Raw genomic sequence first — 21063 nt, forward strand, 5'->3', positions numbered from 1 at the left:
GCCGATATTTCCTAGGCTGACGGCGAGGTCGCGTTGCCATTCGGCATTGCTGGGGTCGTTGTCTGCCAGCGTTTGTACCAATTGATTACGAATTTTGTAATGCCTTAACGCTGCGTCCAGATTTCCCTGTGCCTGTTCAACCATGCCAATTCCTTCATGGCTAATGCCCAAATCGTATTGCCAACGGGCATTGCTGGGGTCGTTGTCCACGAGCGTTTGGCTAATGTTCATGCTTTTCTCAAACACGGCTTTGGCGTCGTCGAGCTTGCCCTGCGCTGTGAGGATGTCGCCGATCTTGTGAAGGCTGATGGAGAGGGCGCGTTGCCAGTCGGTATTGCTGGGGTCGTTGTCGGCGCGTTGCTGATTGAACTGGTTGGCTTCGCGGTATAACTTTTCGGCTTGTTCTTGATTACCCTGACCTACTAGCGTATCGGCTTGTTGGGACAGTCCCACTGCTTTTTGCCAAAGTAGCTCATCGCCTTTGACGCTATCGCCGAGGTTGTTGTAATAAGCCGTCACCCGTGACTGGATGTCCTGCATGATGTCGAGCCGCCCTATGGGTTCGAGCTTGTCGCGCAGGTCGAAGTTGATGAAGTTGATCAGGGTGTTGGCTTCCCGCAACATCGCCTCCAAACGTTGTTGCCGCCGCTCTTCGGCTTGGTGGCTGTGCTGGATGTAGGCGCGTTCGTCCGCGCTCAAGCCGGAGCGGTTGGCAAACAGCCATTCCCGCGCCCGTTCCAGCGCAATGCCCTGCAATAGCCCCTTGTCTTTGTGCGCGTCGGGCAGGTGTTGCCACTCGCGCAGGCTGTGTTCGAGTTGTTGCTTGCCGAGCAGGAAGTCGTGTTCTTCGCGCAGCCAGCCGTTGAGCAATTGCCAGTGGCGTAACAGGGCTTCGTGCGCCACTTCCACCCGCTTGATACCGTTGGCACTGCGTTGCACCAGCAGGCGGGCGTTGGTGAGTTTGTCCAGCAGCGGGTGGGCGGCGGCAGGCAGAGCTTCCCAATCCGCCGCTTGGCGCACGTAGTCGCCCGCGTCATTGACCCGTACCAGATGCGGGATGAAAGCATCACGCAAGGCTTGCTGTGCTGCCTTTCCCAAGCGGTCGGGCTGGATGGCTTCGCTGGCTTTGTGCTGCACGGCATTTTCCAGCGGGTTGAGATGCTCAGAACCGAGGCGGTGGTATTCGTCCAGCGTCAGGTCGCCATCCGCGCCAAAACGTTCGTACAGTTCGCGTAAGGCAAACGCCAGCAGCGGCAATGCGTCTGCGGTAGCCGCATCGCGGGTGACGGCAGTCACCAAACCGTTTTCAACCGTCAGCCCCACCACCCCCGCCGGGCCACGGATCAGGTCGCTAACCCGCTCCAGCGGCAAGGGGTCGAGCGCGAACAGGCTGGTTTCCAGTGCGCCAGTTTCACTCACTTGGGCTTGCAAGGCTGCCAGATAGTCGCTGCGCATTGCCATCAGGGTCAGCAGCGGCAGTTTTGCCTGTTGCGCCGCCAGCAAAAGCTGAAACAGAGCTTGGGTTTGTGGCGGTTCTGCGGTGGTGAACAGTTCTTCGGCTTGGTCAATGCTCAGCAGCAGCGTGGCATCCCATTGCGCATTCGGGGTGCGCAATTGCTCAAGGTAATCGCGCAGGGCGGGCAATGCCTGTTCACCCTGCAATTGGGCGTAGAGGTCAGCGGCGTGTTGCGGTGTGCCGTTGGCAGTCGCCAGCACTTGTGCCAGTTTGCGCAGCGGTTCGCGTTCTGGGCGCAAGGCTTCCAGCACAATCCAGTGGCGGGTATCGCGGCGTAAACGTGGCAATAACCCGGCTTTCAGCAATGAGGATTTGCCCGCACCGGAAGCCGCCAGCATTAGCAGCACACTGGCATTGCCGAGGGTGCGGTGCTGGTTGAGGCGCTCACGCAATTGGTTGGTTTCGTGGTCGCGCCCGAAAAATACTGGCGCATCTTCTGCCTCAAATGCCAGCATACCGGGGTACGGCGGGCGGGTTTTGTCCCAGTCAAAGCGTTGCTGGAGAGTGAGGGTCAGTTCGGTAAGCTGGGCGTGCAGGCGTTGCAGCGCATCGTCCCGATCTTTTGTCAGGTCAAGGTGCTGGATGTCGGCTGCCACTGTGGTTTGCAAGCCGGGCTGGATACGCAGCGGGAAAATGGTTTTGCCCAATGCCCGCGCCTGCATGAATTCAAACCCGCACCATTGCGAAGCCAGCCAATGATCACTGAGTAGGCAAATCAGCGCGTGGCTACGCTGGATTTCGCGGTACAGCACTTTTTCCCACTCGCTCCCCGCCGCAATGCCATGCCGAGCGTCGGAGTCGAGGAATAGCGATTCAAAACCTTGGCTTTCCAGCCATTGCATGAGCTGGAGTGCTTCTGCCTTGTCGTGGGTGGAATGGCTGATGAAGATTTTTGCCACAGCTAAGCCCTGCGTGTGCATAATGAAACAGGATGAACAGTTTATAGACGTGCCACGCTAGGAAATCCAGAGAAGCGCTGCTAATTCGCTACACTTAACCTAACGCATCAACAGAACGAGGAGGAAACCTAATGCTAAAAGGCATCAAACCCCAACGTCTACTCGCCCTCTTCATGGCAGGCGTTGCCCTATTCAATTTTCCGCTACTAGCGTTATGGGATCACGACGTGCAAGTCTGGGGTATCCCCCTTTTCCCACTAGGATTATTCAGCGTATGGCTGATCCTAATCGCCGCCCTCGCATGGATTATGGAAACGGGTGAGGACTAACCCATGCTAACCCCCATCTTAGTCATCGGTGTCACATTCGCCTATTTACTGACCCTCTTCGCCGTAGCCTACATCGGCGATAAACGCGCCGAAGCGGGGCGTTCGATCATTGCCAGCCCGTGGGTGTATGCGTTGTCGATGGCGGTGTATTGCACGGCTTGGACGTATTTTGGCAGTGTGGGGCGAGCCGCGAGTGCGGGGGTGTGGTTTCTGCCGATTTATTTGGGGCCGATGTTGGCGATGATTTTGGCGTGGGTGGTGGTGCGTAAAATGATTCGCATCGCGAAAACCTACCGGATTACCTCGATTGCGGACTTTGTGGCGAGTCGTTACGGCAAAAGCCCGTTGCTGGCGGGCTTGGTGACGTTGATTACGGTGGTGGGCATCGTGCCGTACATTGCGCTGCAATTGAAGGCGATTGCCAGCGGCTACGCGGTGCTGACCTTGCCATTGGGGGAAACGTTGCACGCTCCGGCGCAGTGGTGGGAAGACAGTACCTTGTACCTTGCCTTGGCGTTGGCGGGTTTCATTATCGTGTTCGGGACGCGCCATCTGGATAGCAGTGAACGTCACGAGGGCATGGTGGCGGCGATTGCGTTTGAGTCGGTGGTGAAATTACTGGCATTTTTGCTGGTGGGGCTATTTGTCACTTACGGCATGTTTAATGGTATGGGCGATATTTTCAGCCAAACCTTGGCAAACGCTGACCTCAAGCCGTTGTTGGCGTTGGATCAGGGTAAGCCGTTTGCGTATTCGCAGTGGTTTGCGTTGACGTTATTGGCGATGTTGTCGGTGGTGTTTTTGCCGCGCCAATTTCAGGTGATGGTGGTGGAAAATGTGGATGAACGCCATTTGCGCCGTGCGGTGTGGGTGTTTCCGCTGTATTTATTGTTGATCAATCTGTTTGTGTTGCCGATTGCGTTGGGTGGTTTGCTGTATTTCGGGGTGGGGACGGTGAACCCGGAAACGTTTGTGCTTTCCTTGCCGTTGTCACAGGGGGTTGGTTGGCTGGCATTGGTGGCGTTTGTGGGGGGCGTGTCGGCGGCAACGGGTATGGTGATTGTGGAATCTATTGCGGTATCGACGATGGTGTGCAATGACTTGGTAATGCCGTTGTTGTTGCGCACGCGGCGCTTTGGGGAACGTTCCGGCGGGGATTTGACGGGGTTGATTTTGGGCATCCGCCGTGTGGCGATTATTCTGATTTTGTTGCTGGGGTATTTGTATTTCCATCTGGCGGGCGAAGCCTACGCGCTGGTGAGCATCGGGCTGATTAGCTTTGCGGCAGTGGCGCAGTTTGCCCCGGCAGTATTGGGCGGGATGTATTGGAAAGGCGGTACGCGCAATGGCGCATTAGCAGGTTTGCTATTGGGCTTTGTGTTGTGGGCGTATACCTTGATGTTGCCCTCCCTCGCCAAATCCGGTTGGGTCTCGACGGACTTTTTGCAGCAAGGGCCGTGGGGCATTGCGTGGCTGAAACCGGAAGCGTTTTTGGGGCTGAGTGGCTTGGATTACCTGACTCATTCGCTGTTTTGGAGTTTGTTTGCGAATGTGACGGCGTATGTGTGGGTGTCGTTGTGGCAACGCCCCGCAGCGCGTGAAGCCAGCCAAGCCTTGCTATTTGTGGATGTGTTTCAACGCACTAGCACCACCCATCCGGTATTTTGGCAGGGGCAGGCGAAAGTCACCGATTTATTGCATTTGATGGGGCGTTTTTTGGGCGAAACCCGTGCTGAACAATTGTTCGCCCAGTACGCGCAACAAGTGGGTGTGCATGACATAGGGCAAATACCCGCCGATGCGAAGCTGGTACACTTCGTGGAGACGCAATTAACCGGTGCGATTGGCAGCGCGTCGGCACGGGTGATGGTGGCTTCGGTGGTGGAGGAAGAGGCGCTAGAGTTGGATGATGTGATGCGGATTTTGGAAGAGGCTTCCGAGTTGCGGATTGCGCTGGAAAAGCTCAAAAGTCTGGATCATTTGAAGGATGATTTTATGTCATCCGTTACTCATGAGTTGCGTACCCCGCTGACCTCGATTCGTGCACTTTCTGAGATGATGCAGGATGACCCGGAAATGGAAGTGGAGCAACGCCAGCAATTCCTTGGGATTGTGGTGCCGGAAACCGAACGCCTCAGCCGCTTGGTGAATCAAGTGCTGGATATGGCGAAGATCGAAGCCGGTCACGCCGAATGGCACAACAGCGACGTGGACATGCGTGACGTGGTGCAACAAGCGGTGAATAGCGTGGCGGGAACGTGCCGCGAACGTCAGATTGCCTTGCATACTGAGTTGCCCTCAAGCGTTGCGCCATTGCGGGCAGACGCGGATCGTTTGATGCAGGTGGTACTGAATTTGCTATCGAATGCGCTGAAATTTGTGCCGGTGTCGCAGGGTGAAATTGTGGTGCGCTTGCAGGATACGCCAGCGGGTGTCACGGTGACGGTGGCGGATAATGGGGTTGGCATTGCCCCGGATAAACACGCACTGGTGTTTGAAAAATTTAGGCAAGTGGATAATGCAGCGGGTTCGGTGCAAGGCACGGGGCTGGGGTTGCCGATTAGCCGCCAAATCGTGGAGCACTTTGGGGGGCGCATGTGGCTGGAGTCGGAGAAGGACAAAGGCGCGTGTTTCGGCTTTTTCTTGCCGAGATAAAGATTGGAGAGAGAGGAACATAACATGACAAAAACCGTACTGATTGCGGACGATGAGCCGAATATTTTGATTTCGCTCGAATATCTGATGAAGCGCGAAGGCTATCGGGTGGTGGTGGCGCACGATGGGCAGGAGGCGTGTGAGTTGATTGAGCGCGAACACCCCGATCTGGTGTTGCTGGATGTGATGATGCCGAAAAAAACCGGCTTTGATGTTTGCCATGAAATCCGTGCCAATGAGACGTTTAAGGCGCTGCCGATTGTGTTGCTGACCGCAAAAGGGCGTGATACCGATGTCGCTAAAGGTCTGGCGATGGGGGCGAATGATTACATGACCAAACCGTTTTCCACCAAGGAATTGGCGCAAAAAGTGCGTGACTTGTTGGGGGCGCAAGCATGAGGCGTTTTGATAAACGGGTTGCGTTGGGTGTGGCGTTGATTGGTTTGATTGGGTTGGTGTGGTTGGGGGCAACGGGTGGCTTGATCTGGTCAACCTTGGATGACGCGGGGCGTGCCATTCTCAAAAATACGCTGGGCGAGCGCATTATGCTGCTGCTGTTGATGTGGGCAGTGTCGTTGATTGCGGTGGGTTCGGCATTACGTTTCTTGGTGTCGTATTTTATGACAGCTCCGGCACGCTTGGCGGAAGAGGCGCAGGTATTGCTGGGAACCGATGTGAAGCGCCAGCTTGTGCCGACAGGCAGTATTGAAAACCGGCGCTTGGCGGATTTGTTTAACCAATTGGTGCAACAGCGCGAAGCCTTGCGCGATGAAATGGATACGCGGGTGCAGGAAGCGGCACGCAATACCGAACAGGAAAAAAACCGTCTGGCAGCATTGATGTCGGAGCTGACTAAAAGCGTGGTGGTGTGCAATCTGGATGGGCGGATTTTACTGTACAACAATCGGGCGCGGATGCAGTTTCGGGCGTTGTCGCAAGCGCCCGGTGTGGCGGGTGGCGGCGAATTGATTGGCTTGGGACGTTCGGTTTACGGCGTGTTTGATCGCAAATTGGTGATGCACGCGCTGGAAAATATCCAGCACCGTTTGCAACGCGGTGCCTCTGCGCCTTCCGCGCAATTCATTACTACGACGCAAACGGGGCAATTATTACGGGCGCAAATGGCTCCGGTACGTTCGGTGCAAACAACGGCGGGTGAGCCGGTGCAAATGACGGGCTTTGTGCTGATGCTCGATAATATTACCCGTGAATTTGAGGCGCAATCCCGCCAAGATCATATTTTGCATACATTGACGGAACGTAGCCGTGCCGCACTGGGTAATATGCAGGCGGCGCTGGATATTCTGGAATACCCCGATGTAGAGCCAGACATGCGCGAGCGCTTGCTGACGGTATTGCGCGAGGAAACCGAAGGCTTGGGAACGCGCTTGCGGGAACTGAAATCGTCGGCGTTGGATAGCACGGTGTTGCGTTGGCCGCTGGAAGACATGCTGGGCGCGGATTTGGTGGCAGCCGCGATTCGGCGTATCGAAGCCTTGGGTGGGTTGGCGGTGGTGGCAACCGAGGTCGATGATTCCTTGTGGCTGAAAGTGGAAAGTTTTTCGTTGTTGCAAGCCTTGTCGTATTTGGCGGAACGTTTGCGCCAAGAATGCGTGATTAATACGGTGCAATTGCGCTTGAGCATGGGGACTGGTCGGGCGCAATTGGATTTGTGTTGGACACCGAGTGCCGCGAAGTTGACCGATAAAGTCGTGCCGGGTTGGGAACATGACCCGATGCGTTCGGGGGGGGAAGATACCTCGCTGACGATTCAGGATGTGGTGGAACGCCACGGAGGGGCGTTCTGGTTTGAACGGGAAGCGGAGACGGGGACGGTGTTTTTCCGCTTCTTATTGCCGTTGGCAGCGCCGCAGGAACAGTTGGAAACCAGCAGCGTGGTGCGCAATGAAAGCCGCCCGGAATATTACGATTTCGATTTGTTCCAAGCCTCGGCGCAATCGCGTTCCTTGGAAGACAGCAAATTGAGCGAATTGTCGTTCACGGTGTTTGATACCGAAACCACGGGGCTTGATCCGGCGAATGGCGATGAAATCATTCAGATTGCGGCAGTGCGCATTGTGAATGGCAAGCTGTTGCGCCACGAAAACTTTGACCAGTTGGTGGATCCGAAACGCAATATTCCGGCGATTACGATTCCGATTCATGGGATTACGCCGGAAATGGTGCGCGGGCAGCCAACGATTGACAAGGTGTTACCGGCGTTTCATCAGTTTGCGCAAGATACGGTATTAGTGGCGCACAATGCGGCGTTTGATATGCGTTGCTTGCAGGTGAAGGAAAAAGTGACGGGGATGGTTTTTGATCATCCGGTGATGGATACCTTGTTGCTGTCGGCGGTGGTGCATCCGAATCAGGAATCGCATCGGCTGGAGGCGATTACTGAGCGCTTTAATATCAATATTTTGGGGCGGCATACGGCGCTGGGGGATGCGATGGCGACGGCGGAAGTGTTTATGCGCTTGATTCCATTGTTGGCGGAAATGGGGATTCATACGCTGGGGCAGGCGCGGGAGGCAGCTCAGAAAACGTATTATGCGCGGTTGAAATATTAGGGTTGACCTTGGCTTGGATTCAGCTTAGCTTATCTGATTAATTAAATTTTAGAGCGAAACCAAGATGGCACGTATTACGGTTGAAGATTGCCTACAGCATGTTGATAACAATTTTGCACTGGTATTGAAGGCGGCAAAACGCGCCCGTGACATTTCTCACGGCGCACAGCCGTTAGTAGCTGAGGAAGGCGATAAGCCTACCGTCATTGCCCTGCGCGAAATTGCGGAAGGCTTGCTGATCAAAAAGCCAGTGGTGACTTCCACTACCGCAATCGACGATTAAGACTGATAAAGAATACCCACTCAATATAATAGTGGGTATTTTTTTAAGGTTGATAATATGACCTGACCTGATACGCTCGGTGAGGATGTTTTATGTCAGATGACAATGCATACCGTGAACCTGCGCCCAACAATGAGCGCGGGGATGAATCCAGCAACATGGGGGATGGCTTTCATGAGTTTAGTGAGCCAAGTTCTGCAGCACCTGAGCCGGTAGTGCCCCCTGAATCTTCTGCTGATCCGTCAGAACCACTGATGGAAAATGCTGAACCACCGCCTGAACTACCTGAACCTGCCCCTAAACCGACTATTTCGCATAATATCTTTCGCGCCAATAATCTGATGCAGTTGGTTGAGCGATATATGTCGCCAGCCGATTCGCGCAAAGTCTACGATGCTTTTCTGTTGGCTGCTGAAAAGCACGAAGGCCAGATGCGGGCAGATAAAGTCACCCCTTATATTACCCACCCCTTGGAAGTCGCTCGCACGCTGGCGTTGTGGTATTTGGATGTGGATACTGTTTGTGCCGCTCTGCTGCACGATGTCCCCGAAGATACTGATTGCACCAATGAAGAAATCGTGGCGAAATTTGGTGCTACGGTCGGGCATTTGGTTGGCGGTGTTACCAAGTTAAAGCGTAACGATGCATTGCCGACCAAACAGGCGGTGACGATTGCCAGTTACCGCAAAATGATGCAGGCGATGACCCAAGATTTCAGAGTCGTGTTGGTCAAATTGGCTGATCGTTTGCACAATATGAAAACCTTGGGAAATGTTGAACCAGACAAGCGGCGGCGGGTAGCGCGGGAAACCTCCACGACCTATGTGACGTTAGCGCGACGCATGGGGATGAATATTATCCGGCGCGAATTGCAGTGGCTATCGTTTCAGGGTTTGTACCCCTGGCGTAGCAGCATTATGGAACGGGCGCTGGAGACCTATCTGCAAGCGAATGAAGAAAAGCACGAGCAAATCTTCAAAAGCATTACGGATGCACTGGAGATTAGCATTCCAAGCAGCAGTGTGTTGGTGTGGGAAAAAAACTTGTTCCGCGTGTACGAGCAATGTCGCCGCAAAAAGGTCGGTTTCCGTCAGCAATGTGATTTGCTGGAAATCAGCGTTCAAGTCGCTGAAGTGGAAGAATGCTACCGTGCTTTAGGCATTATTCACAGTTTATTCAAGCCACGCATGGGGATGGTTCGGGATTTCATTGCTGCACCCAGAGCGTATGGCTTTCAGTCATTGCAGACCACGGTGACGGCATCCAATGGGCAGGTGGTGCGTTTCCAAATCCAGACACGCGAAATGTATCAAGTGGCACAATTGGGGGTTGCGGCTCGCTGGAATCATGCATCAGGGACACGTACTTACACCCAAGGGGTATTCGATAGCTGGATTGAGCAGGTCAAGGAGTTCGATAGTCAGGCACAAAACCCGGATGAGTTTTATGCAGCGATGCAAGGCGATATGTTCCAGACCGAAATTTACGCCTATACCCCGGAAGGTGATGTGAAAGAACTGCCACGCGGGGCAACTTTGGTAGATTTTGCTTACGCGGTGCATACCGAATTAGGGCATCGTTGCCAAAAAGCTAAGGTGGATGGTGTGGAAAGGGCTTTACGTAGCCGAGTGCCAAATAATATGGCTACGATTGAGATTATCTGCGGTGATGAGCCTAGTCCAGATGTTGGCTGGCTGAATTTTGTCAAGACGAGCAAAGCATTGTACGCGATTCGCAGTTGGTTGCGTCAGCACAATGCGTTGCCCGAATGGGGCGAAAATGGTGTAGGGCAAAAGCTGTTAGCCGGTATTGTGATGGAAGTTCGCGATGTGAAAGGCATGTTACGCCAAATCACCAAATGCTTGGATGGTTTGGATGTGAATATCGTTGATCTGAAGATCAGTGGCGAAGGGCGTATCAAGCAAGATGCTTTTACAATCCAAGTCGATGATCAAGGGCATTTACAAGAAGTCATTCGTCAGCTAAAACATATACCGAATGTATTGGATGTAAGCAAATTGACGAAATAAGGAACTTCATGAACAAGAGCATCATTTCTACACCTGACGCGCCACAAGCCATTGGTACGTATTCGCAAGCAGTACGGGCGGGCGATACCGTTTACTTGTCTGGGCAAATTCCCTTAGTCCCCACTACGATGCAAATGGTGGAGGGCGATATTGCCGCACAAGTGCGTCAGGTGTTTGAAAATTTATCCGCTGTGGCTAAAGCCGCCGGTGGTTCGCTGAATGATTGCGTGAAAGTGCATGTCTTCCTCACCGATTTGGTGAATTTCCCGGTGGTGAATCAGGTGATGGCTGAGTATTTTGTGGAACCTTACCCCGCTCGTGCCGCGATTGGGGTCGCCGCATTGCCACGCGGTGCAGATGTGGAAGTCGATGCCATTATGGTGTTGGGTTAACCCATGACTAATGGGCAAATGCCGTACAAGCTGGCAACCATTGACTTGGGGTCGAACAGTTTCCACATGATCGTGGTACAGATTGATGCGTTTGGGCAGGTCACGATCCTCGATCGCTTGCGTGAGCCTGTGCGTTTGGGCGGCGGCTTGGATGCGAAAGGCAACCTGAGTCTGGAAGCGCAACAGCGTGCGGTCGATTGCCTGCGGCGTTTCGGCGAACGCATTCGGGATTTCCCCTCAGACAATGTGGCAGCCGTTGGCACCAATACCTTGCGCCTGACCAAAAACTCCCGTGAGTTTTTGCACCGGGCAGAAGCGGCACTGGGGCATCCGATTGCGGTAATCAGTGGGCGTGAAGAGGCACGTTTGATTTACCTCGGTGTGGCGCATTCCCTCGCCAAAGATCAGCAGGGCAAGCGCTTTGTGATGGATATTGGTGGTGGTAGCACTGAGCTAATCATTGGGCAAGGGTTCGAGCCGCTACATTTGGAAAGTTTGCGCATGGGCTGTGTCAGCAGCACCTTGGCATTTTTCCCCGATGGCAAGCTGGTGAAAGCGTGTTGGGATAAGGCGATTACGGCAGCTTTGCTGGAGTTGCGCCCGATCAAAGCCGCTTACCGGGCGATTGGCTGGGAATCGGCAACTGGCGCATCCGGCACTATTCGTGCGGTAAAAAAAGTCATTCAGCAAACCGGGCTTGCGCCTTACGGCATTACCTTGGAACACATGTACCGCGTGCGTGACATGATGATCGAGGCAGGGCATATCGACAGACTGAAATTGCCGGGGTTGAGTGATGAGCGCAAGCCGGTGTTTGCCGGTGGTTTGGCGGTGCTGATTGCGGTGTTTGAGGCGCTGAAAATCGACCGCATGTTGGTGTCTGATGGAGCCTTGCGCGAAGGTTTGGTGTATGACCGGCTGGAACGTTACCAGCACGATGATATTCGCGATAAGGCGGTGCGGGCTTGGCAACAGCGTTTTCAAGTCGATCAAAGCTATGCGGCGGCGGTGCATTTGACTGCGCTTAAATTGTTCAACCGTTGCCGTGATGATTGGAAACTGCCAAGCCATTTGGCGGAATTGCTGGGCTGGGCGGCTGATTTACACGAATTGGGACTCGCGGTGTCGCATTCCAGTTACCATAAACACGGTGGCTATTTGCTGGAATACGCGGATTTGCCGGGATTTTCTACCGAAGAACAACGCTGGTTGAGTGTGTTGGTACGTACCCACCGACAAAAAATTTCCAGTAAATTGTTTGGCTTGCTGGATGTGGAAGATTACCAGAATGCGCTGTATCTGTGTGTATTGCTGCGTTTGGCGGTGTTGTTGCACCGTTCACATAAGGAAATCGCTCCACGTATTGAGCGGATTCGGGTGGCTAAAAACCGCATTGAATTACGCTTTGCGGATGACATCCGGATGAAAAAGCCGTTATTGCTAGCGGATTTGGAGCGTGAACAGGTGTTTTTAAAGGCAGTAAAGATGGAATTGATATTCTAGCCGCTGCTGGCAAGCGGGGACGCCTTGCAAAGGCTACCCGCCTCTTAATGCCAGTTTACGGTTGCCAAGCCACAAAATTTCCCAACAGTTTTAAGCCATCATCCGCAGATTTTTCGGGGTGTGCCTGAATGGCAAACACATTGTCCCTAGCAATCGCCGAGGCATAGCTAATGCCGTATTCAGTCGAACCGGCAATCAAGTCAGGCGTTTGTGGCTCCACATAATAGCTGTGGACGAAATAGAAACGTGCGCCATCGGGAATGCCTTTCCATAGCGGGTGTTCCATCTGCTGCCACACCTGATTCCAACCCATCTGTGGTATTTTTAAGCGAACACCAATATCCTGATGCACAGTGCCAAAATAGCGCACATTGCCTTCATACAAACCTAGGCATTCAATACCGCCGTTTTCTTCGGAATGTTGCATCAATACCTGCATCCCCATGCAAATGCCGAGGAAGGGTTTGGTCTGGATGACTTCGCGTACCACTTCGGCCATACCACGGGTTTCGAGTTCACGCATACAATCACGTGCCGCTCCTTGCCCCGGAAAAACCACGCGGTCAGCCTTGAGAATCATGTCCGGGTCAGACGTGATCGCTACTGTGGCATTGCCAGCAGCAGCGTGAGAAACCGCACGTTCCACCGAGTGCAGGTTGCCCATGTTGTAGTCGATGATGGCGATTTTTTGCATTACAAGCTCCCTTTAGTGGAAGGCATGATGCCCGCCATGCGCGGATCAAACTCCAATGCCATGCGCAACGCCCGTCCGAAGGCTTTGAAAACGGTTTCGGCAATGTGGTGCGAATTACGCCCTTTCAAATTGTCGATGTGCAGCGTCACCAGTGCATGATTCACAAAACCCTGGAAGAATTCGTAAAACAGGTCAGTCTCAAAGGCACCGATACTAGCACGTGGGTATTCCACCTGATGTTCCAAGCCCGGTCTACCGGAAAAGTCGATGACTACACGGGAAAGTGCCTCATCCAAGGGTACATAGGCGTGTCCATAGCGACGAATGCCTTTTTTATCACCGATAGCTTTGGCAAACGCTTGCCCTAACGTGATACCAATATCTTCCACACTGTGGTGGTCGTCGATGTGGTGATCGCCTTTGCATTCGATGTCGAGGTCGATCATACCGTGACGGGCAACTTGGTCGAGCATATGGTCGAGGAAAGGCATCCCGGTGGCAAAACGGGCTTTACCTGTACCATCAAGGTTGATGGTGATACGAATTTGGGTTTCAAGCGTGTTGCGTTCCACGCTGGCAGTACGTTCGGTCATAACTAAACCTGTGTTGGTTGATCTACAGGGATATTACCATATCAGCTTTCGACGATGACCTGTTGATTACGCACCCGAATACGGGTTTTACCTGAGAGTACCTCAGTAAACAAATCATTCACGAGCACGCCACGCCAGTCATCCGAGAGGGTAGTGCGCCCTTCTTCCAACATTTTCTCAAGCTGCTGGCGAGTCGCAATCATCTGTGCGGAAATTCCATGGTCATTGGCAACTTGATTGAGCAATGCCGTCAGCAAATCCGCCACCACAGTCATATTGGCATCCAATTTACGGCGGCGAGGCAAAGACGGGCATTCACTTTTGGGAACAGCTTGCCCACGAGCAATACAGGCTAACCATTCACCCGCCCCGCGTTCAATTTGCTCATCACTCAATCCGCGAATTTGGCGCAAACCAGCGGGACTGTCAGGTTGCATCCGTGCCATATCCAACAAAATCTCATCGGACAAAATCCAACGGCGTGGAATATCCTTTTGCAAGGCTCGTTGTTCCCGCCATGCCGCTAATTCGCGCAAAATGGCAAGCTGTTGCGGTTTGAGAATCTGCAAGCCTTTCACCCGCTCCCATACCGTTTGCGGATCAACCGTGTAGGTGGCGGGGTCAGACAGTTTTTGAAAGGGCTTTTCCAGCCATTTCATGCGCCCTAGTTTATCCAATTGTTCACGCAATAATAGGTAAACATCCCGTAAGTGACGCACATCATCAATGGCGTATTCCAATTGTGCTGTTGTCAACGGGCGGCGAGACCAATCGGTACGTGACTGGGATTTATCCAACGACACCCCCAGTAATGCCTCGACTAAGCGTGCATACCCTAATTGGTCGCCCATACCCAAGACCGCCGCCGCCACTTGCGTGTCAAACAACGGTGTAGGAACATTACCTCCCCCCAAATGGTGGAAGATTTCCATATCCTGCCAGGCTGCGTGCAATACTTTCAGGCGTTGGGGTTGGTTCAACCAATCGAGAAAGGGTTGCAAGTCACTGATGGCAAGCGGATCAATACAAGCCAACGTGTCAGCACTGGCAATTTGAATCAAACACAAACGCGGGTAATAGGTTTTTTCACGAATAAATTCGGTATCGAGTGTGATCCATTCGGCTTTATCCAAGCGGGTGAGTAAATCGCTGAGTTTTTCGGTGTTATCAATATAATCAAACATGAGGGTGGTGCACTTAACTAGAACGTCAAAGATTGTACGGTAAACCAGAAATTAATCCATTGCTATCAACATTCTTATTCTGTTTGTGCGTTGCAACGTTAGTGTTTAAGAATATTTGCAATATCAACTATTTGTTGACATTTCCCTTATTTTTTTGCACATTGAGAAATATCAAATCTATTCTATACAAAAGTTTCAAAACCGCTAGTGAGGGTAGTTGCCATACGCAGTATTGCTAGGTTGTGTATGGTCTGAGCGGTCAGCCCGATCACATTGGTCGGGCTTTTTTTTTGCTCAGTCGACTGGATTCAGAATGAAATCAAGGTAAGTTTCAATACTGCTTGCAGTTTTTCGCCCGGAAACACTCAAATCTACCCCCTGTATTAACGCAGCATTGCGTAATCCCATCAGGTAACGCACGAGCAATACAGCATCTTTGTCCGCCTGTTTGCTACCGTCATTATCAATATCCATCACCTGCTGCACCGAAGCCAGAGCCGTTTCTAACGTAGCAAGATCAAACGCATGGCGGGTAACACCTGTCACCAATGCCGTACCCCGCAAACCTTGCAGATAGCGGGCAACGATAACCCCCTCCACCAATCCCGTCGGTGGAGTATTGGCATGGCGTAAGCGCAACGATGGAGGCACACCTTCTGCCCCCAACCAAGCGCTAATGAAAGGCCAGGTACGTTCAAAGCGGCTGTATTCATCCGGTGCATCGGGGGTAGCACAATCCGATGAACCTCCCAGCAGGGAACCGTTGAGGTAATGCACCCCATCCGCTTCAACCCAGACACCCGAACCGCTGCTGCCAGGAGCGGTAATACCGGTATGCCAGACGATATTGGAAAAATCCCCATTAGCATCCGGTGTTACGGAGTAGCCACCACTACCAGTCTCAATGCGGGCATGTCCTTGGAAGTTACCCATCGCATATTTTTTCGGGCTACCTAGCGCATGGTGAATACCCGTGACGGCTTGATTACTCGTTAATGATTCAGTTGTCCAACCTGACATCAGCACGCCAGAAGGTGGATTGTTATTCAGGTGTAAGAAACTGGTATCCAGCGTGGTTTTGCTAACCAATAACTGTGCCCCCCCACTGGTTTGCGTAACGCTGCTATCATTACCACCGCAGGTAGCATTTGCGTATAACCAAAACATATCCATGCTGCTGGCAGCTTGCTGATTATCAATGCAATGTGCCGCCGTAAAAAAATACGGAATTTGGGTATAGACATCGTTATCGGTCAACACCGTTCCCGAACACAAATAGCTCAAGCCGTCGGTATCCGTGAAAACGTAACGTGCCACCGCTTTCCCCGTTTCCTGCCATGCAGGGCTGGCGCAGGCAATATCCTGTTGGCAACTGGTGTAGTCTGCTTTGAAAAGACTGCTTTTTAGTTGACTGCTAGCAGGGTCAACGACTAAATGTGAAAGCTGTGGAATAGCCAGCTCAACCTGCTGGGGTTCCACACCGTTTGGTAGAAACAACTCCAATCCCAAGGTATCACCTGCTACCGTAGGCGACCAAGTTAGACTATTTGCCTCCGCCTTCGACTCAAATACCTTGTCTGGATGCGTGGGCGAGAAAAAGCGTAGCTCCACACCCTCAGGAATCTTACCCCGCTGCAACTGTGCTCTGACCCGTAATGCACCGCTGGAGGTTAAGTGGAAATGTGCTACTTTACCAGCACCAACCCCCGTCCATTGCCAGGTGTCAAGTGCAATCGGCTGGCTGATGCTAGTGGGCAAATCACGCCCCACCCCCACCCGATAAGCTTTCATTCCGGGCTTATTTTGTAACAATTGAATGTCGGCATCATCCAAAGCAGGCAGCGTTACGGCAGTCAGGACGTTCGCGGCCTGAGTAGTCGCACTCCTGGCAGCAACAGTGCGGTGCATGGGTAAGCGCAAAGCAGCCATCGCAGGATCATGCGCCCCCCCCTGAAAAACTTCCGGCGCAGCACGTAGCGTATTCACCGCCTGCTGCTGACCATTCGCCTGAACATTATTCATCAACAGTAGCAGTAACCCTGCAAGTGTTATAATTTTCATAAGGGATAACCTTAGCGCGGCAGACTGCCGGGTAAAATGTAATTTGTACTGGCAGTGCTATTAGCGGGGGATAGCAGGATATTGCCTAACAACGCATTCACATCATTATCAGGCCCAACATACAGGGTTTTACCATCCAAATTCAGATCCGTTACCCGATAGCCCGGTAACTGAAAATTGGTATGTGTACCCGTATTCTCAGGGCTGGCAAGTACCTCCCCTAACACCGTATTTTTATCGTTATTGGGGCCATCTGCGATCAACTTGTTATCCAAATTGGCATCCCCGGTAGGCAATAGCAGTGCTAAACCTTGCTGGATACGCACATCCTTACCGTAAACAGGCGTCGTCATCTGGCTGAAGTCCAACAAATTAGCATTAGCCGAGAGTGTGACGGGTGCTGCGCTCAGCATTCCCAGATGATTGCGGTGACGTAGTGCTAGGTAATAATCTCCCGGCACCACATTAAAGACTAACGTATTGCTACCCGTTGCCGCATCCACCACATCACCATCCCGTTGTAACAAGGCAGCTTGGCTGGCAATACGGGTTTGTGGCTGGTTTTGATCCCTTAACTCCACCAATACCCAGTCAACAGGTGCATCATTTCCCGCCGTATCCAGCAAGGCCGTCGTGGTCATTTCAGTGCCGTTATGCCCCCATTCTGCATAAGGCTGAGTCAGTGGGATCAGCTTGCTAGTACGCAAATTATCACGCATTTGCCCACTGCTGGTAACGTAAGCACCTTGCAGAAAGCCGCGCATATTGAGCATCACGGTATCTGCTGCACTAACGGCTAAGGTCATGGGAGTGCTTTGGAAAGCCGTACCATCAGCCGTATCACTGGCTGTCGTGCGGATATGTGTTGTGCCGGTAAACGCACTTTGCGCCTCAAACCATACCTCACCCAACGTTAAGGGTGGTTTATCATTCCCCGGCCATTGTGCAGCTACATCCACCCAAGCTAGAGTAAGATAGTGGTCAGTGTTGGGGTCAGCGTCCAGATCTAGGCTATCAACGACAACTTCACCCACCGGTTGAAAACCATAAGCAAAGGCATTTTTTACCTCTTTAAACAGCAAGGCTCTGGCATCGAAATGAACACGCATACCCAAACCTGTTTCCGCCCCTGTTTCAGGGGAAGAAAGGGCATAGACCGGCTTAAACGCCACAACACCGCCACGATTTACCGAGACACTGGTTTCAACAGGTGTAATAATTTGTGCCGCATGAACCGGCATCGCTAGACACACAATAGCGATTGCCAAATGGACGGAATGCTTCATTCTAGAGGGCTATCCATGTTATTTTTTATGATTAGTGATAAATTTATCAGAACTCTATTCGCAAATAAAACTCCAATGATCTAAACGGTCTTAAAGGGCAAATAATGAACGACTATTCTCTCCATGCAGCTCCCACCACAGACATTCTCTCCTCCGCTTTTTTGCTGGGCAATGTAGGAGCACCTTTTATCATCGGCCTTGCGGTCGGCTATTTCGCTAAAAAAATGTTGCGTCTCGCTTTGTTTTTGGGGGGAGCTGCGATTGTGCTGCTATTCGTCACCGAGTATTACGGGATTACTGAAATGACGGACGAGAAGCTGCAAAGCGCTGCCAATGCCGCTACCGGTGTTGTAAAAGAGTCAGGGGGCTTTCTGGTAGAACGGCTATCCCACATTACCAGCAAGGGTGTTAGTGCCGTGGCGGGCTTTTTTGTCGGTCTGAAAATAGGCTAATACTTGTGTTTCAGACGCATTGACTTCATATTAACAATGATTGATGACAGTCAATGAGGTAATAAACATTATGGAAACCCGTATCGAAGTTGAAAACATCCGCTGTGGTGGCTGCGCCAATACTATTTCCAAAAAGTTAATGGAAAATGAACGAATCCACGCCGTTGATGTCGATATAGAGAACCAAGTCGTCACCCTGCACAGTACGGAGGAAGTACGTGCTGCCGCTGTACAAACGCTGTTTAGCCTTGGCTATCCAGAACGCGGCTCAGTGGAAGGTTTGGCCTCTCTGAAAGAAAAAGCACGCTCAGTCGTCAGTTGTGCGATTGGGCGTATTGATATGCCGACAAAAGGTTAACCCATGAAATATTTACTTACTCTTCTCAGCTTGACTGGTCTTTATGTAAGCCCAGTCATTGCTGCGGAAGAAAGCGTCACTGAAAACAATCATTCAGCCCTCACTGAATTATGTAACACCTACGCTGAAGAAGATGGCATTACTACTGGCAAAAAAGCAGCATATATCCAAGAATGTTTGAACAATATGACCGACTTAAGTGAGAGCATACAGGAAGAATTGCCATTATCCACCGAGGAAGTGACGGAGGATCCAGCAACCGCCCCTGCCGCATCCGTCAGCAGCACGCCTGAAAAGTTAGTACAGAACGAGTTAGTGGAAACCCCTGATCCAACGGCTGAACAACTAAATGCTGCAAAATAATTCACTTATAGATTATAAATAACAATTAATTAAAATAATCTATTTTACTTGATAGCCCGATTAATCAATAAATAGTGATATTCGATAAACTTATCGGGCAGGGACGGTATGATTGGGGAATTTATTACCTTTTCGCGGCATAAGCAAGCAAATAAACGGGATATTTGCTTGCAAAATGATACAAAGGGATTTGTGGGGCGAACCTATGAAGTGTATTTATTGAGCCAAGCTTGGGAGGATGAATCTAAAGGTGTCTTCCTCCTAGATGCTCCTGATGGAACGGGTAAAACCTCACTCCTGCAAACTTGGCTGAGCCAATTAGAGGCTGCTAATTGGGTCAGTGCTGACAACGTGTATGCTTGGTCTTTTCCTGACACCACCGATGACATGGATTTACCGACGCTGGCTGAGGAATTTGTCGAACATGCCTTACCGTGGTTTGCTAGAAATCTCCAATTACCAAAAGCCCCGCTGGAGCGCATCACGCTGCTTGCCAAACTGATCCAACGCCAACGCACGTTACTGGTATTGGATAACTTCCCTACACTCTCTTTTGATGTGGATGAAGAGACACTCGCTTCCCCGACTCCATCTCTCGCCTTCTTGATCAATAGCTTGGCTGCCTATAACCGTGGATTGTGTGTTCTTGCGACCCGACAAGCGATACCTGCTTGTGAATTGTTTCAGCAAAATATTGCCCAGTACACCCTGCCCAGTTTGAATCCAGACGAAGGGGAGGAATTACTGCGCCAACGTGGGGTAATGTTAATGCCGACCACCTTACGTAAGTTTGCGCATGACTTTAGTGGTCATGCTTTGACGCTAGATTTATTAAGTTCCTACCTTACCAATGGTGGGAACATGGAAGACATACACGCCATTCTCGCTTGGCGTAACAAGGATCGCGGTAACCTGCAAACACGAGCCGTTTTAGGGTTGATAGAACAATGGCTCTGGAAAACCCCCGAGTTATTATTGCTCTACTTAATCACCTTATTGGATCGCCCAGTCACCCAAAAAGAATTATTTTTGCTATTGCATAGCCAACGCCAAGCTTGGTTTCAACGTTGGTTAAAACCCAATGAGACCCTGCAAGCCCTGCTCCCCCTGAGTAAACTCAGTATGCGTGAATTTTCCAAAGTACAACGACGCTTATACCAATTACACCTGATTACCTCAGCACCTGATACCGGTGCATTGGATGTGCACAGCCTCTTACGCACTTACTTCCGCGAGCGGGTTCGCACACGTTTCCCCGGCATCCCCGCACGTCTGCAAGGCTTATTGGAAAAATGCACCCAAACCCTAGTAACCATTCTCCCGCCAGAAGCGCCTGCGCTCGGTAATGAGCGTCAGGCTAGATACTGTTGGCTTGGGTATAGCGATATGCAAACCGCAATCAATGCAACACGGGCATTGGGGGTAAAACTAGAAAAGTCAGCGTTACAAAAGCATTGGTATCGTGCTGCCATCATTGCCAACCATCTGTGTGAAAATCATCTGGTATTGGGTAACCTGTCGGCTGCGATGTATTGTGCGCGTCGCGGTGTCGCCTATGCTGAACTCAGCCATGATAAGCCCAGTTTGCTGCAAAATACGAAACTCCTAACGCGCTTATTACGTCTGACGGGCAATACACGTGAAGCGACATTTTTGCTACAACGTACCCGTGAAACCTGTGGTTTAGGGACTGCCACTAAACGGTTAAACGCATAATGTACTTCCTAGCAGACACGGAACTTTCTGTATAGCGGATGGACTTATATCAATAGACGCACGTGGTTCTAACCGTGATTTTGTCGAGAAAATCGACCGATCAGCTTGTAGCAGATTGACAACGTCTGGCAGTTTGTTACTTTGCATCTCTATAAAAATATTTTACGGGCATTGGG

Annotated in this window: 18 protein-coding genes; 12 read left to right on the plus strand and 6 right to left on the minus strand. The window is 51.6% G+C overall.

Annotated elements, in window-relative coordinates; genetic code table 11:
- The coding region (locus tag BLV87_RS13735; RefSeq protein ID WP_175517946.1) for a toll/interleukin-1 receptor domain-containing protein at nt 1–2415 on the minus strand (2415 nt) is incomplete at its 3' end.
- A gap of 131 nt (nt 2416–2546) precedes the next feature.
- Here BLV87_RS13735 and BLV87_RS13740 point away from each other — a divergent pair.
- From BLV87_RS13740 to ppx, 8 genes are all read left to right on the plus strand, one after another.
- Complete coding sequence (locus BLV87_RS13740; protein WP_093069588.1) at nt 2547–2744, plus strand: hypothetical protein; 198 nt, start codon at nt 2547–2549, stop codon at nt 2742–2744.
- Nucleotides 2745–2747: 3 nt separating this feature from the next.
- On the plus strand, nt 2748–5399 hold the full coding sequence (locus tag BLV87_RS13745) for a sensor histidine kinase (RefSeq protein ID WP_093069589.1): 2652 nt from the start codon (nt 2748–2750) through the stop codon (nt 5397–5399).
- Between the two features lie 24 nt (nt 5400–5423).
- Complete coding sequence (locus BLV87_RS13750; RefSeq protein WP_093069591.1) at nt 5424–5798, plus strand: response regulator transcription factor; 375 nt, start codon at nt 5424–5426, stop codon at nt 5796–5798.
- Complete coding sequence (locus BLV87_RS13755) at nt 5795–7972, plus strand: 3'-5' exonuclease (RefSeq protein ID WP_093069592.1); 2178 nt, start codon at nt 5795–5797, stop codon at nt 7970–7972. Before BLV87_RS13750 ends, BLV87_RS13755 begins: the two co-directional genes overlap by 4 nt.
- Before the next feature lie 64 nt (nt 7973–8036).
- Nucleotides 8037–8255 (plus strand): DNA-directed RNA polymerase subunit omega, encoded by a 219-nt coding sequence (gene rpoZ, locus BLV87_RS13760; protein WP_093069594.1) that lies wholly within the window; start codon nt 8037–8039, stop codon nt 8253–8255.
- A 92-nt stretch (nt 8256–8347) separates the two neighbouring features.
- Entirely contained in the window at nt 8348–10285 is a 1938-nt protein-coding gene (locus BLV87_RS13765) for a RelA/SpoT family protein (protein ID WP_093069595.1), read from the plus strand.
- An 8-nt stretch (nt 10286–10293) separates the two neighbouring features.
- Complete coding sequence (locus BLV87_RS13770) at nt 10294–10677, plus strand: RidA family protein (RefSeq protein WP_093069597.1); 384 nt, start codon at nt 10294–10296, stop codon at nt 10675–10677.
- Nucleotides 10678–10680: 3 nt separating this feature from the next.
- Nucleotides 10681–12180, plus strand: a complete 1500-nt coding sequence (ppx, locus tag BLV87_RS13775) for an exopolyphosphatase (RefSeq protein ID WP_093069598.1) — start codon at nt 10681–10683, stop codon at nt 12178–12180.
- A gap of 55 nt (nt 12181–12235) precedes the next feature.
- On the opposite strand, the gene hisH is transcribed toward ppx, so the two are convergent.
- The 5 genes from hisH to BLV87_RS13800 form a co-directional block, all read right to left on the minus strand.
- Nucleotides 12236–12874: an imidazole glycerol phosphate synthase subunit HisH gene (gene hisH / locus BLV87_RS13780; RefSeq protein ID WP_093069600.1), complete on the minus strand. Its 639-nt coding sequence runs from the start codon at nt 12872–12874 to the stop codon at nt 12236–12238.
- Nucleotides 12874–13467 (minus strand): imidazoleglycerol-phosphate dehydratase HisB, encoded by a 594-nt coding sequence (gene hisB / locus BLV87_RS13785; protein ID WP_093069601.1) that lies wholly within the window; start codon nt 13465–13467, stop codon nt 12874–12876. The genes hisH and hisB overlap by 1 nt, the downstream gene beginning before the upstream one ends.
- Before the next feature lie 41 nt (nt 13468–13508).
- The gene (gene rnd, locus BLV87_RS13790; RefSeq protein ID WP_093069603.1) at nt 13509–14651 is read right to left on the minus strand and encodes a ribonuclease D; all 1143 of its coding nucleotides are present in this window, start codon (nt 14649–14651) and stop codon (nt 13509–13511) included.
- A gap of 294 nt (nt 14652–14945) precedes the next feature.
- Nucleotides 14946–16712 carry a trypsin-like serine peptidase gene (locus tag BLV87_RS13795; RefSeq protein WP_093069604.1) on the minus strand — a complete coding sequence of 589 codons (1767 nt, stop codon included), beginning with the start codon at nt 16710–16712 and terminating at the stop codon, nt 14946–14948.
- Between the two features lie 11 nt (nt 16713–16723).
- Complete coding sequence (locus tag BLV87_RS13800) at nt 16724–17998, minus strand: hypothetical protein (RefSeq protein ID WP_093069606.1); 1275 nt, start codon at nt 17996–17998, stop codon at nt 16724–16726.
- Nucleotides 17999–18102: 104 nt separating this feature from the next.
- Between BLV87_RS13800 and BLV87_RS13805 the strand changes: the two genes are divergently transcribed.
- The 4 genes from BLV87_RS13805 (at nt 18103) to BLV87_RS13820 (ending at nt 20887) form a co-directional block, all read left to right on the plus strand.
- Nucleotides 18103–18450 (plus strand): FUN14 domain-containing protein, encoded by a 348-nt coding sequence (locus tag BLV87_RS13805; protein ID WP_093069608.1) that lies wholly within the window; start codon nt 18103–18105, stop codon nt 18448–18450.
- A gap of 70 nt (nt 18451–18520) precedes the next feature.
- Nucleotides 18521–18808: a heavy-metal-associated domain-containing protein gene (locus BLV87_RS13810; RefSeq protein WP_093069610.1), complete on the plus strand. Its 288-nt coding sequence runs from the start codon at nt 18521–18523 to the stop codon at nt 18806–18808.
- 3 nt (nt 18809–18811) lie between these two features.
- The gene (locus BLV87_RS13815) at nt 18812–19171 is read left to right on the plus strand and encodes a hypothetical protein (protein ID WP_093069612.1); all 360 of its coding nucleotides are present in this window, start codon (nt 18812–18814) and stop codon (nt 19169–19171) included.
- A 168-nt stretch (nt 19172–19339) separates the two neighbouring features.
- A complete protein-coding gene (locus tag BLV87_RS13820) occupies nt 19340–20887 on the plus strand; it encodes a P-loop NTPase family protein (protein WP_139282188.1) in 1548 nt (515 codons plus the stop codon).
- Nucleotides 20888–21063 lie beyond the last annotated feature (176 nt).

Source organism: Thiothrix caldifontis (assembly GCF_900107695.1).
GTDB classification, from domain to species: domain Bacteria; phylum Pseudomonadota; class Gammaproteobacteria; order Thiotrichales; family Thiotrichaceae; genus Thiothrix; species Thiothrix caldifontis.

Excerpts from the sequence above, each read along its gene's own strand:
- BLV87_RS13765 (WP_093069595.1), top strand. The coding sequence starts at position 8,348 with ATGTCAGATGACAATGCATACCGTGAACCTGCGCCCAACAATGAGCGC.
- ppx (WP_093069598.1), top strand. The coding sequence starts at position 10,681 with ATGACTAATGGGCAAATGCCGTACAAGCTGGCAACCATTGACTTGGGG.
- BLV87_RS13805 (WP_093069608.1), top strand. The coding sequence starts at position 18,103 with ATGAACGACTATTCTCTCCATGCAGCTCCCACCACAGACATTCTCTCC.
- rnd (WP_093069603.1), bottom strand. The coding sequence starts at position 14,651 with ATGTTTGATTATATTGATAACACCGAAAAACTCAGCGATTTACTCACC.
- BLV87_RS13795 (WP_093069604.1), bottom strand. The coding sequence starts at position 16,712 with ATGAAAATTATAACACTTGCAGGGTTACTGCTACTGTTGATGAATAAT.
- hisB (WP_093069601.1), bottom strand. The coding sequence starts at position 13,467 with ATGACCGAACGTACTGCCAGCGTGGAACGCAACACGCTTGAAACCCAA.
- BLV87_RS13800 (WP_093069606.1), bottom strand. The coding sequence starts at position 17,998 with ATGAAGCATTCCGTCCATTTGGCAATCGCTATTGTGTGTCTAGCGATG.
- BLV87_RS13815 (WP_093069612.1), top strand. The coding sequence starts at position 18,812 with ATGAAATATTTACTTACTCTTCTCAGCTTGACTGGTCTTTATGTAAGC.
- BLV87_RS13755 (WP_093069592.1), top strand. The coding sequence starts at position 5,795 with ATGAGGCGTTTTGATAAACGGGTTGCGTTGGGTGTGGCGTTGATTGGT.
- BLV87_RS13770 (WP_093069597.1), top strand. The coding sequence starts at position 10,294 with ATGAACAAGAGCATCATTTCTACACCTGACGCGCCACAAGCCATTGGT.
- hisH (WP_093069600.1), bottom strand. The coding sequence starts at position 12,874 with ATGCAAAAAATCGCCATCATCGACTACAACATGGGCAACCTGCACTCG.
- BLV87_RS13740 (WP_093069588.1), top strand. The coding sequence starts at position 2,547 with ATGCTAAAAGGCATCAAACCCCAACGTCTACTCGCCCTCTTCATGGCA.
- rpoZ (WP_093069594.1), top strand. The coding sequence starts at position 8,037 with ATGGCACGTATTACGGTTGAAGATTGCCTACAGCATGTTGATAACAAT.
- BLV87_RS13810 (WP_093069610.1), top strand. The coding sequence starts at position 18,521 with ATGGAAACCCGTATCGAAGTTGAAAACATCCGCTGTGGTGGCTGCGCC.
- BLV87_RS13750 (WP_093069591.1), top strand. The coding sequence starts at position 5,424 with ATGACAAAAACCGTACTGATTGCGGACGATGAGCCGAATATTTTGATT.
- BLV87_RS13745 (WP_093069589.1), top strand. The coding sequence starts at position 2,748 with ATGCTAACCCCCATCTTAGTCATCGGTGTCACATTCGCCTATTTACTG.